The sequence below is a fragment of the Pseudomonas izuensis genome, assembly GCF_002356535.2.
Classification (GTDB): Bacteria; Pseudomonadota; Gammaproteobacteria; order Pseudomonadales; family Pseudomonadaceae; genus Aquipseudomonas; species Aquipseudomonas izuensis.
Map to the genome: position 1 here is coordinate 2,462,761 of NZ_AP017423.2, position 15,030 is coordinate 2,477,790.

General features: G+C 60.0%; 9 protein-coding genes and 2 pseudogenes. 5 read left to right on the forward strand and 6 right to left on the reverse strand.

Annotation, left to right across the window (positions count from 1 at the left end; all coding sequences use genetic code 11):
- The first annotated feature begins 54 nt into the window (after positions 1 to 54).
- The 5 genes from LAB08_RS11130 (at position 55) to LAB08_RS11150 (ending at position 6,355) form a co-directional block, all read left to right on the forward strand.
- Positions 55 to 669 carry a TetR/AcrR family transcriptional regulator gene (locus LAB08_RS11130; RefSeq protein ID WP_096512159.1) on the forward strand — a complete coding sequence of 205 codons (615 nt, stop codon included), beginning with the start codon at positions 55 to 57 and terminating at the stop codon, positions 667 to 669.
- An 87-nt stretch (positions 670 to 756) separates the two neighbouring features.
- Entirely contained in the window at positions 757 to 1,848 is a 1,092-nt protein-coding gene (locus LAB08_RS11135) for a VOC family protein (RefSeq protein ID WP_096512158.1), read from the forward strand.
- A 174-nt stretch (positions 1,849 to 2,022) separates the two neighbouring features.
- Positions 2,023 to 2,979: a fumarylacetoacetate hydrolase family protein gene (locus LAB08_RS11140; RefSeq protein WP_096512157.1), complete on the forward strand. Its 957-nt coding sequence runs from the start codon at positions 2,023 to 2,025 to the stop codon at positions 2,977 to 2,979.
- 2 nt (positions 2,980 to 2,981) lie between these two features.
- Positions 2,982 to 4,883 carry an acyl-CoA synthetase gene (locus tag LAB08_RS11145; protein WP_096512156.1) on the forward strand — a complete coding sequence of 634 codons (1,902 nt, stop codon included), beginning with the start codon at positions 2,982 to 2,984 and terminating at the stop codon, positions 4,881 to 4,883.
- 152 nt (positions 4,884 to 5,035) lie between these two features.
- A complete protein-coding gene (locus LAB08_RS11150; RefSeq protein WP_096512155.1) occupies positions 5,036 to 6,355 on the forward strand; it encodes an outer membrane protein transport protein in 1,320 nt (439 codons plus the stop codon).
- Positions 6,356 to 6,929: 574 nt separating this feature from the next.
- Here the strand turns inward: LAB08_RS11150 and acs are convergent.
- From acs to LAB08_RS11175, 6 genes and pseudogenes are all read right to left on the reverse strand, one after another.
- Positions 6,930 to 8,885, reverse strand: coding sequence for an acetate--CoA ligase (gene acs, locus LAB08_RS11155; RefSeq protein ID WP_121103490.1), 1,956 nt, complete (start codon positions 8,883 to 8,885; stop codon positions 6,930 to 6,932).
- A gap of 88 nt (positions 8,886 to 8,973) precedes the next feature.
- Positions 8,974 to 9,492 (reverse strand): annotated as a pseudogene (locus tag LAB08_RS30765) (methyl-accepting chemotaxis protein); the annotation flags it as partial.
- A 339-nt stretch (positions 9,493 to 9,831) separates the two neighbouring features.
- A pseudogene (locus tag LAB08_RS30770) lies at positions 9,832 to 10,857 on the reverse strand (HAMP domain-containing protein); the annotation flags it as partial.
- Between the two features lie 161 nt (positions 10,858 to 11,018).
- On the reverse strand, positions 11,019 to 12,539 hold the full coding sequence (gene exaC, locus LAB08_RS11165) for an acetaldehyde dehydrogenase ExaC (RefSeq protein ID WP_096512153.1): 1,521 nt from the start codon (positions 12,537 to 12,539) through the stop codon (positions 11,019 to 11,021).
- 74 nt (positions 12,540 to 12,613) lie between these two features.
- The gene (phnX, locus tag LAB08_RS11170; RefSeq protein WP_096512152.1) at positions 12,614 to 13,441 is read right to left on the reverse strand and encodes a phosphonoacetaldehyde hydrolase; all 828 of its coding nucleotides are present in this window, start codon (positions 13,439 to 13,441) and stop codon (positions 12,614 to 12,616) included.
- Between the two features lie 37 nt (positions 13,442 to 13,478).
- On the reverse strand, positions 13,479 to 14,822 hold the full coding sequence (locus LAB08_RS11175) for an MFS transporter (protein WP_096512151.1): 1,344 nt from the start codon (positions 14,820 to 14,822) through the stop codon (positions 13,479 to 13,481).
- Positions 14,823 to 15,030: the final 208 nt, after the last annotated feature.

Sequence of the window (15,030 nt, forward strand, 5' to 3'; positions counted from 1 at the left end):
CACAAATTGAACACGAGTGTTCAATCAAGGCTCAGATGAGTCTGGAGATAAATTGTGCAATCCCTGAATCCAACACAGCGTCGCATTCACCAGGCTGCATTTCGCTTGTTTGCGGAAAAAGGCACCTTGCAAGTCAACATTCTCGACCTTGCGCAAGAAGCAGGGGTTGCGCGCGGCACGGTCTACAGCAACATCGAGAGCATGGAGACCCTGTTCGAATCGGTCGCCAGCCAGCTCGCCAAAGAGATGCATGAACGGGTCAGCAAGAGCTTCAACTCCCTCTCCGATCCCGCCCAGCGCCTGGCCAACGGCATCCGGTTTTTCATCCGTCGGGCTCACGAAGACTCCCAGTGGGGGGCATTCATCCATAAGTTCGCCATGAGCAACGCTTCGCTGCGTGAAATGTTTTCCAGCCAGGCGACGACGGACCTTCTCAGTGGACTGTCCAGCGGTCGGTACAGGTTTCAGCAAGAGCAATTGCTCTCGGTGCTGACGCTGATATCGAGCAGCGTCCTCGGCTCCATTTTCCTGGTGCTGGAAGGGCACAGAACGTGGCGCGAATCGGGATCTGATACCGCCGAACTCGTACTGCGGGCCTTGGGTGTGCCTCTTGAGGAGGCGAAAGCGCTGGCGACCGTAGAGTTGCCGGCGCTTCCTCCGATCGACTAAGCGCGGTAACCGACACTTCGAACAAACTCCTGGCATTTTCAGGGGTTCGGGGATCGCTTTGCCCTGAGAAACTGGAAAACAAAAACAATGAATAGCAAAAATGAAATCCTTCGGTTGGCAACGCAACAGCCTGCCAGGCATCCGCAACCGACGGTGAAGGCCCAAGGTCTGACTCACCTGATTTTTCAAAGGCCGGACTTGAATGAGGCGGCGCATTTCCTGACTGACTTCGGCCTGACCGTCAGCCATCAAGCAACCGATACGCTCTATCTGCGTGGCACTGCGCCGGCTCCCTATTGCTACCGCGTGCACCGTGCAGAAAAGGCAGGCTTTATCGGATTCGGCCTGGCAGTCCGATCGCTCAAGGATCTGGAAAAGCTGACGAAGATTCCAGGCGCATCCTCGGTCGAGACCTCGATGCATCCTGGTGGCGGCCACTGCGTCAGACTCACCGATCCTTCCGGTTTTATCGTCGAGGCGATTTACGATCAGACACCCGGTAATCCCCTGGAACACCGGGCACCGCTTCCCTGGAATCTGGCGCAAGAGCAACCGCGCATCAACGCCACGCAGCGCCCGCCGGTTGCACCGCCTGAAGTGATCAAACTGGGTCACATCGTCATTGAAGTGGCCGACTATCAGGCGACCTGTGCCTGGTACACCCGCCATTTCGGGTTCATTCCCAGCGATGTGCAGGTACTCGCCGATGGCACCCCGATTGTCGCTTTCATGCGCCTTGATCTCGGCGACAAGCCGGCGGATCACCATACGCTGGCGATTGCGCAGGGGTTCATGGCGACCTACAGCCATAGCGCCTATGAAGTCGTCGATGCCGACGCGGTGGGCATGGGGCAACGAGTCCTGCGCGAGCGGGGTTGGGAGCACTCATGGGGCATCGGCCGACACATCCTGGGCAGTCAGATCTTCGATTACTGGCAAGACCCCTGGGGTGATAAGCACGAGCACTACTGTGATGGGGATGTGTTTACCGCCATGCAGCCTACGGGCATCCATCCCGTGAGCCCTGAAGCCATGGCGCAGTGGGGGCAGCGCATGCCCAAGAGTTTTACCCAACCCAGGATGAGCTTCAGCAACGTGCGAGCGCTGGTTCGCAACCTGCGACGCAGCCCGGACCTGACCCTTCGCAAGTTGATCACGCTGATGCGGATGTTCGGGTAAGCGGCCGCCATGTCGGGCATCACTAAAGGGTATGGCCGGCGCGACGTGCTCAAGGCCGGTGCCTTGATCGCCGGCGGCTCGTTGATCTACAGCGTCGCCAGCCCACCCTCAGAACAACACCACAGATCTCGCGCCCTCGAGCGCGGGACAAACGCTGCTCCAGGAGTACCTTCAATGTCTGCTGTACACGTAGTCCGCTTTGAGTTTGAGAACGGTATCCACTGGGGCGTATTACGCCAGGACCGAATCACGATTGTCCCGGGCACTTTTGAGACCACGGGGGACTTCATCTGCCAGAACAGTATCGATGACCTCGCGCAACTGACAGGTACTCAGTTGGAGTCGCACAAAGTGAAGCTGCTGTCGCCGGTGACCCGTAACCAGCAGTTTGTCTGCCAAGGGGCGAACTACCGACAGCACATGATCGAGTCGGGCATGGACCCGGATGCGAAGAAATACAACATGATCTTCACCAAGGCGACCAGTTGCCTGGTGGCTGCTGACAGCGTCCTGATCAAGCCGCGCAGCGTCCGCTTCCTTGATTATGAGATCGAACTCGGGCTGGTGATGAAACGCGTCATCAGCGGCGCAGTGACCGTCACCGACGCCAACCTGCATGAGTTCGTTGCCGGCGTGGTCATTGTCAATGACTACTCGGCACGCGACATTCAGATTCCGCAGATGCAGTTCTACAAGGGCAAGAGTTTCCGCACCTTTGGCCCGGTCGGCCCGTACCTGTGCCTGCTGGATGCCCGGGGCATGCATTACCTGAAAGCATTGCAGTTGCGCCTGACGGTCAATGGCGAAGTCCGCCAAAGCGACAGCACGGCCAACCTGGTGTATGGCCCCGCTGAAACCCTGACCGAACTCTCCGCTGTCCAGGATCTCGCCCCCGGCGACCTGATCGCCACCGGTACGCCGGCGGGATGCGCGCTGACCATCCCTTCGCCCGCCAAACAGCGCATTGCAGCCCTGATGCCGGAAGCCACCAAGTGGAAGCTGTTCCTCAAGGCGCAGGAAGGGCGGACGCAGTATCTCAAGGCAGGCGACGTGGTCGAAGCGCGCATTCGCAGTGCCGATGGCGTGATTGACCTGGGTGTGCAACGCAACCGAGTGGTAGAGGAAGCCTGACGATGATAGTGCGATCGCTGAACGACATTGAAAATATCGAGCAGGTTTCGTTGGCGAAGCGTGGATTGGCTTCCAGCACCTATGAAGCACTGACACGCACAGCCGAGCTTAGCCCCAACGCGTCCGCACTGAGTTTCTTCACCGACGCCAGCTGCTTCAAGAACACCCACCACTGGAGCTATGCCGAGCTCGTCGAAGAGATCACTCGCGCGGCGAATGCCTTCCACGACCTGGGCATCACCCCGGGTGAAGTGTTGGCCTTTATCCTGCCCAACCTGCCGGAAACCCACTTCACCATCTGGGGCGGTGAAGCGGCGGGTGTCGTCATGGCGATCAATCCGCTGCAAGAGGCCAAACAGATGGCGGCCTTGCTACGGGCCGCCAAGGCCAGCGTAGTGGTCACGCTTGCACCGACACCGGGCAGTGACCTGTGGCCCAAGTTGGCCTCGCAGCTGGATCAACTGCCTGAGATCAAGCACATCGTTTGGGTGGGCATGAGCCCCTATGTTGATGTCGCGCAGCGTGAATCCCTTGCATCCCTTGCACAGACAGAACGTGAGTTGCACCGGGGGGCCACGATTCACGACTTACGGACATTGATGGATGCTCAGCCCGGCACGCACCTGAAAAGCGAGCGGCAATTTCGCCCTGAGGATCGTTCCTCTTACTTCTGCACCGGCGGTACCACCGGACTGCCCAAGATTGCGATGCGTACCCATGGGGCGGAGGTCTTTAACGCGTGGGCCATGGCCACGCACATGCAACCCCGTGGGAGTGGCCAGGTCATTTTTTGCGGGTTGCCGCTGTTCCATGTCAATGCTCAGCTGGTGACAGGCCTGATGCCCTGGACCCAAGGTGATCATGTCATCCTCGGCACGCCGCAGGGTTATCGCGGTGAGGGTGTGATCCCGCGTTTCTGGGAGATGGTCGAGCACTTCGGCATCAACTTCTTCTCCGGCGTGCCTACCGTCTATTCCGCACTGTTGCAAAACGAGCTCGAAGGCCGCGACCTGTCCAGCCTGCGTTATGCCATGTGTGGTGCCGCACCGCTGCCGGTCGAACTTTTCCGGGAGTTTGAAGGCCGGACCGGGGTAAAGATTCTCGAAGGCTATGGACTCACGGAAGGCGCGTGCGTCTCCTCGGTCAATCCGCCCCATGGCGAGCGCTACATCGGTTCCATCGGTATACGGATTGCCTACCAGGGCATGCGTGCGGTCATCCTCGATGACGCTGGAGAGTATCTGCGCGACGCCGACACCGACGAAATTGGCCTGATCGCCCTCACGGGGCCGAACCTGTTCGAGGGTTACGTTGAAGAGAGTCATAACCGGGGCCTGTGGATCGAGATCGACGGACAGCGTTGGCTGAATACGGGCGACCTGGGTCGCCAGGATGAAAATGGCTACTTCTGGCTGACCGGGCGCAAGAAGGAGCTGATCATCCGCGGCGGCCACAATATCGATCCCAAGCAAATCGAGGAGGCCCTGCAAGCCCATCCAGCGGTGGCACTGGCGGCAGCCATCGGCAGCCCGGACGCCTATTCGGGTGAAGTGCCGGTCGCCTACGTGCAACTGCGCCCCGGCCACGACTGTACCCTCGAAGAGCTTGAGCAGTTTGCTCAGCGCCACATCAGTGAGCGGGCGGCCATTCCCAAGCGGATCGAAATCCTCGAAGCACTGCCGTTGACGGCGGTGGGCAAGATCTTCAAACCCGCCTTGCAGCAGCGTGAGGTCGCCCGAGTCATTTGGCAGGAAGTGGAGCGCATGTGCCTGAAGGACATTGCGGTCGAGGTGATTCAGCATGAGCAGCGTGGGCTGGTCGCGTGCATCCGGGCAGGGCGGGATCAAGAGTCCCTGGCCCTGCTTCTGGGTCGCTATAGCTTTCAGGTGGAGTGGCTCAAATGATCCTGACTTCGTAAGTTCGGCACCCCGGCCCTGGTAGTCATCAGCCAAGGCCTTTTTCACAACTTCGATGAATGCCAACCGGCACTGCCAAGTGCACCGGAAGGCGAAGCTTTGCCTGCGCACCAACCAATAACAACAATTCGAGGTGGGAAATGAAACTGAGCAACCGTGCAACCCCGTGTCACTTTGCTGTGCGAGAAGTGTCTTGCTGGATCAAATTCGCAGGTGCCGCGGCAATACTCAGCGCCTCCACAAGCGCGGCGGCCAATGGCATTGCCTTGAACGAACAAAGTGCAAGCAGCGCGGGAACTGCTTATGCGGGAAGGTCGTCTTCGGCACTGGATGCCAGCACCATCTTTGGCAACCCGGCTGGCTTGACCAAATTGAAGCGCAGTGAGATTTCCGGCGGAGCCGCGGTCGTCTCGGTGAGCGACGACATCAGTGATGCACAGAGCAGTGCCCCGGGAACGAATAAAGGGGACTCGGTACCGTTGGGGGTTGTGCCCTTCGCGTATATGTCGACGCCACTGGATGATCGATTTTCGATTGGCCTGGGCCTGTACGCGCCGAGTGGCCTGATCAACGACTACGAGAGCAGTTTTCAGGGCCGTTACCATGGCTCCTACAGTACGACCAAGGAGATCACCCTTCAGCCCACCATTGCCTGGCGGATCAATGATTACGTGTCCATCGGTGGCGGACCGACCATCAACCATTTCGATGCGAAGCTTCAGAATTACCTGGCCACCGGTGCGCTGAACAACGGCGAGGACACGCTGGTCACCATCAAGGGCGATGACACCGCACTGGGCTACAACGTCGGGGTGTTGTTTGACTTGAGTGATGCCACCCGTTGGGGGATTAACTATCACTCGAAGGTGGACTATGAACTCAAGGGGCATACCGAGGTGTCCGGCTCCCCGAGTGCTATTCCGCTGGATGGAAAGTATGACAACAAGATCGACATCACGATGCCCGAATCCGTGGACACGTCCATCACCCATCATTTCAACAGTCGCTGGACCGGATACGTGGGGACCACCTGGAAACGGTGGAGCCGGATCCAGAAGGTCGAGGCAGTCAACAGTGGTCTTTCTCCCGTAGGCCAGGCAGCAGGTCTAGGCACTGTGACCGAAGAAATGAACTGGCGCGACACGTGGTCTACGGCCGTGGGCGCCTCCTATCAATTGAACCAGCAATGGCTGCTGCGCGCAGGCTACGCCTATGATCCGTCGCCAGTCAGGAATGCCGATCGCAGCGTGCGCATCCCGGTTGGCAATCGCCAGGCCGTGACCCTGGGCGGTGCCTATTCGCCGAATACCGATCTGACGATCGACTTTGCCTACGGTTATCTCTGGGATTCCAAAGTCTCGGTGAATCAGTCGAACAACTCCGGTCTTCAACCGGCATACAGTGCCAACTACGACAACAGTGCGAATGGAATTTCAGTGCAGGCCACCTATCGCTACTGATCGCCCTGACCCAGAGCATTTCCACTAAGAATGGATTGATTGGTTTTTCAGCGCCCATGACTGAACCTGTCATGGGGGCTCTTTACAGCGGGCGGACGCTACGCGTTCCACGGCGTTAGTAGCCATGCCCAATCGAGGCGCTTTACCAGGCGCCTTGCTGTCGGTGCACTCTCCACAAGAGGGTCTCTGCTTTATCTCTGCGCCTGTCTGAAGCTCGTCGCTATCCGTGGCGATTTGGAAGACCCCGAACTCGCACTCAGCGAGTTCGGGACGGCGCCACCGAATGACGCAAATCAAAGCCTGGAGGTGGTGTGTGGCCAACAGGACTTGGCGCCCGACCGGGGAAGCCGATCATTATTGGCTGATGTTTATGCGGTATCTGTCAGGCCGTCATCGCGGGCAAGCCTTGCTCCCACGGAATCGGCGTCGTGCCCAAGATCGGCGAACAACACAAAACCTGTGGGAGCAAGGCTTGCCCGCGATGAGGCCAGAACTGCCAACACAAAAACCTCAGGCAACAAAAAGCCCCACCCGACTCAACATCGGGTGGGGCTTCGATGACGCCAAACGCTACTTACGCAACATTCATCGTCTTGTGCGTATCAATCAAATGCTGCACCACCCCCGGGTCCGCCAGGGTGGAAATATCCCCCAACCCGTCATATTCAGCGGTGGCAATCTTGCGCAGAATCCGCCGCATGATCTTGCCCGAACGGGTTTTCGGCAGGCCCGGCGCCCACTGGATTACGTCCGGCGAAGCAATCGGGCCGATCTCCTTGCGCACCCAGTTCTTCAGCTCCAGGCGCAACTGCTCGCTGGTTTCTTCGCCGGCGATCAGGGTGACGTAGACATAGATGCCCTGGCCCTTGATGTCGTGCGGCACACCGACCACCGCCGCTTCCGCGACTTTCGGGTGCGCGACCATGGCACTTTCGATCTCGGCGGTGCCCATACGGTGGCCGGAGACGTTGAGCACGTCGTCCACGCGACCGGTGATCCAGTAGTACCCATCGGCATCGCGACGGGCGCCGTCACCGGTGAAGTACATGCCGCGGAAGGTCTTGAAGTAGGTGTCGACGAAACGGTCGTGATCGCCGTACAGCGTGCGCGCCTGGCCTGGCCACGAATCGAGAATCACCAGGTTGCCCTCGGCCTCGCCTTCGATGATGTTGCCCAGGTTGTCCACCAGGGCCGGCACCACGCCGAAGAACGGACGCGCCGCCGAACCTGGTTTCATGGCATGGGCGCCCGGCAGCGGGCTCATCATGTTGCCGCCGGTTTCGGTCTGCCACCAGGTGTCGACGATCGGGCAACGGGACTGGCCGACGTTCTTGTAGTACCAGTCCCAGGCTTCCGGGTTGATCGGCTCGCCCACCGAACCGAGCAGGCGCAGGCTGCTGCCATCGGCGCCTTCCACCGCCGCCGTGCCCGAGGCCATCATGGCGCGGATCGCCGTCGGTGCGGTGTAGAGGATGTTGACCTTGTGCTTGTCGACGATCTTCGCCACCCGGGTGATGTCCGGGTAGTTCGGCACGCCTTCGAACAGCAGCGTGGTCGCGCCGTTGGCCAGCGGGCCGTAGACGATGTAACTGTGGCCGGTGACCCAGCCGACGTCGGCGGTGCACCAGTAGATTTCGCCCGGACGGTAGTCGAATACACGTTCGTGGGTCATCGCCGCGTACAGCAAGTAGCCGCCGGTGGTGTGCTGCACGCCCTTCGGCTTGCCGGTGGAACCGGAGGTGTAGAGGATGAACAGCGCTTCTTCGGCGCCCATCTCTTTCGGCGCGCACACGGTGCCGGCCACTTTCATCAGGTCTTCGTACCAGATGTCGCGGTGCTGGTTCCACTTGATGTCGCCACCGGTGCGCTGGCAGACGATGACTTTCTGGATGCTGCTGGTTTCCGGGTTGGTCAGCGCGTCGTCGACGTTGGCCTTGAGCGGGATCTTCTTGCCGGCACGGATGCCTTCGTCGGCGGTGATCACCACTTTCGAGCGGCAGTCGATGATGCGACCGGCCAGCGCTTCCGGCGAGAAGCCGCCGAACACCACCGAGTGAATCGCGCCGATCCGGGTGCAGGCCAGCATGGCGACCACGGCTTCGGGGATCATCGGCATATAGATCGTCACCACGTCGCCGCGGTGCACGTCCTGGCCGCGCAGGGCGTTGGCGAACTTGCAGACTTGTTCATGCAGTTCGCGGTAGGTGATGTGGCGGCTTTCGGCAGGGTCATCGCCCTCCCAAATGATCGCGACCTGATCGCCGCGCTCGGCCAGATGCCGGTCGAGGCAGTTGTAGGAAACGTTCAGGGTGCCGTCGGCGAACCACTTGATGTCGACATGGTGATCGTCGAAGGAGGTCTGCTTGACCGTGGTGAAAGGCTTGATCCAGTCGAGGCGCTTGGCTTGCTCGCGCCAGAAACCGTCCGGGTTGACGACCGACTGCTGGTACATGGCCTTGTAGGTCGCCTCGTCAGTCAGCGTATTGGCCAGGACCTCGGGACGAACGGGATACAGGGAAGCCGCACTCATCTTTCTTACCTCGGTGGAATTGGTTGTTTGGGGAATCTGTAAGGGGCGGGTGGTCCGACCTGGGTTCAATGCCATTCAAAGGCAGCCTTCAAATCCTGAAGCGGCTCAGAAGCTGGTCCTGCTGACCGACGTACCCCGCCATCGTTGAACACTGGCGGACCTGCCTTTCGGCACTGTCGGAAACTTCCAGACTGATGTCGCGGATGTTGGTCGTGTTGCGATTGATCTCCTCGGTCGTCGCGCTCTGTTCTTGCGCGGCGGCGGCAATCTGCAAGTTCATGTCATTGATCCGATAAATCGCTTCACGAATGCGCGCAAGCGTCGAGTTGGCGGCATTGGCATCACCGGCCGTCTTGCTCGCCGCGTCGCGGCTTTGCTGCATTCGCGCCTGGGCGTGTTTTACACCCGCCTGCAGTTGATCAATCATCTGGCGAATTTCCTGGGTGGATTGCTGGGTACGTGAGGCCAGCGAGCGCACCTCATCGGCAACCACGGCAAAGCCACGCCCGGTTTCACCCGCTCGCGCCGCCTCAATGGCCGCATTGAGTGCGAGCAAGTTGGTCTGGTCGGCGATACCGGTGATGACCGCCACGATCGATTCAATGCTTTGACTGAGGGTGGACAGTTCATTAATGGCACGACCGGTGTCGTCCATCTCCACGGCCAGGCGATTGATCGCGCCCGTTGACCGGGAGACAAGCGCCACGCCGTTTTCGGTTTCCTCGTTGGCGGCAACCGCCGCCTCGGCCGCAGCCTGGGCATTGCGCGCCACATCCTCGGCTGTCGAGGCCATCTCCCGCATGGCGGTGGACAATTGATCCAGTTCCTGTAGCTGGTTCTGGACCCGGCTGGCAGCCTGATCCGCCTCACAGGACGTGGCCGTGCTGCTCTCGCGGACGTGTTGCGAGCCCGTTTTCACATCGCCGATCAGCGCCTTGAGGTTCTGCAGGAGCCGGTTGAACTCCCCGGAGACCTGGGCAATTTCATCGTTGCCATGCACCGGCAATTCACGGGTCAGGTCGCCGCTCCCTCGATTGATATCGGCGAGCGATTCCTTGAGCTGATCCAGCGGCCAGAGCAGGCGCCTGACCAACAGCCCCAACACCAACAGGCTGAGCAATACACCCAGGCCCGTGCCGATGATTGCGCGCCCGGTCAGGACGCGGAGGGCGGCCATGACGATGTCCTGGTCCAGCACCACGCCGATGTACCAATCCATACCTTTGAGATCGGTGAGCGGAATAAAGGCAACCAGCCGGGACTTTCCACCGCTGCTGACTTCCTGAAGCCGGTTGTCGAGCGCCGGCGAGCTTCCGGCAAAAAGCTCACTGTAGGGCTTGCCGTTCAGCTCGGCGTTGGGATGGGAAATGATGTTGCCACTCTTGCTCAGCAAGAACGCATAGCCGGCCCCGCCAAAATCCAGGGTATTGATGGCATCGGCCACCGCCGTCAGGCGGATGTCACCACCCAACACCCCGAGCAGTTGCCCGGCATCGCTGATCCGGGCGACAGCGGAAATCAGGATTTCACCCGTGGTGGAGTCCTTGTAGGGTTCGGTCAACACGGCCTGGTGACCGGCCTTGCCCGTCGCGTACCAAGGACGGGTGCGACCGTCATAGTCAGGCTTGGGGTTCCAGGATGCGGTGTTCTTGATCGGTTTACCGTCGGACTCGAGGGCACCGAATACCAATTTGAATTCTTCTTTGAGAACGGGCGACTCGATGATTCGCTGGGTCGCTTGCGCGCTGTACTGACTGTCGATCGCCTGGGAGGCCAGATCCATCAGGCGCAGCTTGCCGTTGAGCCAGTTTTCAATCTGGCGTGCTACCGCATTGCTTGTTTCGGCAATGCTCGCCTCGACCTGGTGACGCAAGATCGTACGTACCTGTTCTACCTGGACCAGCGACAGCAGGCTGGTGGTTATCAACAGTACACAGGCAGCCACAAGGCTTACCTTGTAACGGATTTTCATCGAGGGCTCCGCGCGGAGAGAGGGTGATTTTTCGCTGTTTTGAGACCGCCATCGCGAGCAGGCTCGCTCCCACAGGGGGACGCGTTGCAACTGTGGGAGCGAGCCTGCTCGCGAAAGCGGTTGGAAAGGCGATACAGGGCTACCTGCATCGCCCACTGTTTTTAGAAGAAGCCCAACGGATTGATGTCGTAGCTCACCAGCAGGTTTTTGGTCTGCTGATAGTGATCGAGCATCATCTTGTGGGTTTCACGGCCGACGCCGGACTTCTTGTAGCCACCGAACGCGGCGTGCGCCGGGTACAGGTGGTAGCAGTTGGTCCACACACGACCGGCCTTGATGGCGCGGCCCATGCGGTAGGCGCGGTTGATGTCGCGGGTCCAGAGGCCGGCGCCCAGGCCGAACTCGGTGTCGTTGGCGATGGCCAGGGCTTCGGCTTCGTCCTTGAAGGTGGTGATGCTCACCACCGGGCCAAAGATTTCTTCCTGGAACACACGCATTTTGTTGGTGCCCTTGAGCAGGGTCGGCTGGATGTAATACCCGCTCGCCAGGTTGCCCTCGAGTTTTTCCACCTTGCCGCCGGTGAGCAGCTCGGCGCCTTCGCCCTTGGCGATTTCCAGGTACGAAAGGATTTTGTCGAATTGCTGCTCGGATGCCTGGGCGCCGACCATGGTGTCGGTGTCCAGCGGGTCGCCACGTTTGATCTGCAGGACCTTCTTCATCACCACTTGCATGAATTCGTCGTAGATCGACTCCTGCACCAGGGCGCGGGAAGGGCAGGTGCAAACTTCGCCCTGGTTGAAGAACGCCAGCACCAGGCCTTCGGCGGCTTTTTCGATGAAGGACGGTTCGGCCTTCATGATGTCTTCGAAGAAGATGTTCGGCGATTTGCCACCCAGCTCCACGGTGGACGGAATGATGTTTTCGGCCGCGCATTTCATGATGTGCGAGCCGACCGGGGTCGAGCCGGTGAAGGCGATTTTGGCGATGCGCTTGCTGGTGGCCAGGGCTTCGCCGGCTTCTTTGCCGAAGCCTTGCACGATGTTCAGCACGCCAGGCGGCAGCAGGTCGCCGATCAGCTCGACCAGTACGGTAATGCCCAGCGGGGTTTGCTCGGCAGGCTTGAGCACCACGCAGTTACCGGCAGCGAGGGCCGGGGCGAGTTTCCAGGCGGCCATCAGGATCGGGAAGTTCCACGGGATGATCTGGCCGACCACGCCCAGTGGTTCATGGAAGTGATAGGCCGCTGTGTGTTCGTTGATCTCGGCCGAGCTGCCTTCCTGGGCCCGGATGCAACCGGCGTAGTAACGGAAGTGGTCGACGGCCAGCGGGATGTCGGCATTCAGCGTTTCGCGCACGGCCTTGCCGTTGTCCCAGGTTTCGGTGATGGCCAGCAGTTCGAGGTTTTGCTCGATGCGATCGGCGATTTTCAGCAGCGCCAGCGAGCGGTCCTGCACCGAAGTCTTGCCCCAGGCATCGGCGGCGGCATGGGCAGCGTCCAGGGCCTTGTCGATGTCTTCGGCGCTGGAGCGCGGGAACTCGGCAATCGGCTGGCCATTCACGGGCGAGGTATTGGTGAAGTACTGACCTTTGACCGGCGCGACAAACTCACCGCCGATGTAGTTGCCGTAACGGGACTTGAAGGAAACGATGGCACCGGGAGTGCCTGGGTGGGCGTAGTTCATGATCGGGTTCTCTTGTTGTTTTGGGTTGTGACCGCCCGCAGGACGGTCACTGTCAGTGGCATAAGCCCGGCAGGTCAGGAGCCCTGAGGTGTTTCGCCACGTGCCAAACGCTTGTTGATGTCTTCAATGACCGCAGGCAAATCCACGATGGTGTCGATCAGGTAATGCGGGCGAGAGCCTTCGAACATCTTGATGATGCGTGTGCGCTCTTGGGCCAACTCTTCGAGGGACAAGTCTCTGAATTCCTCATAGGTCAGGCCCAGTGCGTTGCCGGAGCAGGTCAGTGCGACTGTCCACATGCCTGCGCTGCGGCCTTCGAGGATGCCCGGCCAGGTGTCGTCGACCTTGACGCAAGCCGCGACATCGTCGATCCCCAGCGCGATGACATTGGCCAACGCCTGTGCGGGATGCGGACGACCGTTAGGCACTTCGTCGGTGGCAACCACATGGTCGGTGACGTAGCCGTTCTTGCGCGCCAGCTCTACGACTTTTTCCATGACCACTGCCGGGTAACCCGAGCAGGAGCCGATCTTCAGGCCCTGGTCGCGCAGGCCGTTGATCGTATCGAGCGCTCCGGGAATCAATGCCGAGTGCAGGGCGATCTTCTCGATCTGCAACGGCATGAAGCGCTCGTAGAGGGCGGTGACGTCGTCGTCCGTTGGCAGGCGGCCAAAGACGGCATGGTAGCGATCGGCGATTTGTGGCTCGTTGCACAGCGTGCGGATGTGATCCCACTTGCCCATGCCCATCGGCCCGCGGGCTTCTGCCAGGGAGACGGCAACGCCGAACTCGGCAAAGGCTTCGACGAAGATTTGCGTCGGTGCGAAAGAGCCGAAGTCGACGACCGTGCCCGCCCAGTCCAGGACCACGGCTTGCAGTTGAGTCGGTTGTTTGTAGTGCATGTTGATTGCTCCAGTAAGGGGAGTTGGACGTTCGGAATCAGGAAGCGGTGCCGACAACGGCCGGTTGCACCGGGGTCGACTCAAGCGAAACGGTTTCCACTGTTTTCGGGCGGCTGTTCCAGAAAGGCACCAGCATCAGGCTGGCCAGCAGTGCCGTGCCGGTGAACACCAGGAACACGGTTATGGTGTCGAAGTAGCCCGGCAGCAGGCCGCCGAGGACCGCCCCCACCGAGCCACAGCCGTTGACGAAGCCTGCGGCAGAGGCCGCGCCGTCCTTGCTGCCGAAGTCAATGGCCGCCGAACCGCTGATCATCGAGTCCGGTCCGTAGAGCGTCAGGCCCATCATGAACAGCAAACCGACCACCATATAAAGGCTGCCGCTCTGCATGGCCGGCACGAACAAGCCCAGGCAAATAGTGAGCACGACCAGGCTCAGGACGCAGGCCGGTATGCGACGCGCACCGAAGTACTTGTCCGATGCAATACCGATGAGGATCGGGCCGACCAGGCCAGCCAGTTCAAACGAGGTGGGAACGATGGAGGAGGCAACCTTGCCGATCTCGGGCATCCGATCGTAGATGATCACCGGACCCCACAGGAGAATGGCGTAGCGCGCAGGCTTGAGCATGAAATAGGCCAGGCCGAGCACCAGCACGGTTCGATTCTTGATCACGGTGCGCAAGCCGGCCCACATGCTTTCACGTGGAACGACGACGTTGCTGACCGGCTCGAGTTCGATCTCGACAGCTGGCAGGCCCACGTCTTCCGGCCGGTTCCGTTGCAGCACGAAGAACAACACCGCCACCACCAGGACCACGACAGCGCTGCTGATGAACGCGATGCGCCAGTCATGGAACGAGTTGTAGGCCCACCAGCCGGCAAATGGCGTTGCCACCAGGCCGCCGAAGGCATAGCTGGTGCTCCAGTAACCCAGTACCCGGCCACGCTCTCCGGTACTGAAGAAGCTGCCGACGTTCTTGCACAGACCTGACCAGCCGGTGGACTGGGCAAGCCCTTGAATCAGCATGCAGGAGACGAAAATCGGCAAGGTGGCGTAGGTTCCCATGGCCAGCGCGGCCACGGCCGAGATGACTAGACCGCTGAGCACCACGACCCTCGGGCCGAAGCGGTCAGAAAAGTTACCCCACAGAAACTGGCCCACGGCATACGCGGTCAGGTAGAGCGCATCGAGGTTGGCCATCATGGACTTTTCGAGCATGAAGCTCGGGTCTTCGCCAATACCCAGCTTGGCCACCGAAAACGCTTTTCGGGTGAAGTAGAAGGCGGCATAGGCCACCCAGGTGATGAGGAAAATCTGCACGCGCCAACGCTGGAGAGATTTCCAGCCAGTTGCGAGTGGGTTTTTGGTGTGCTTGTTCATGGTGTTCTGATCCCGTGTGAGGTGCCAGACAGCGCAAATTTGGTTGGTTTTTGTTTTTGTTTTTGATGCACAAGCCCGTCCGGACTCACGACATTGTTCAGATGGCGGTGAGAACGGCTTGAGGCTTGAACTATCAACTTGTCGCGATCACTGACGGGTGTCCGGCGCAGCCGGGCGATGTGTCAGCGAGTCCATGATTAAAAAAAGA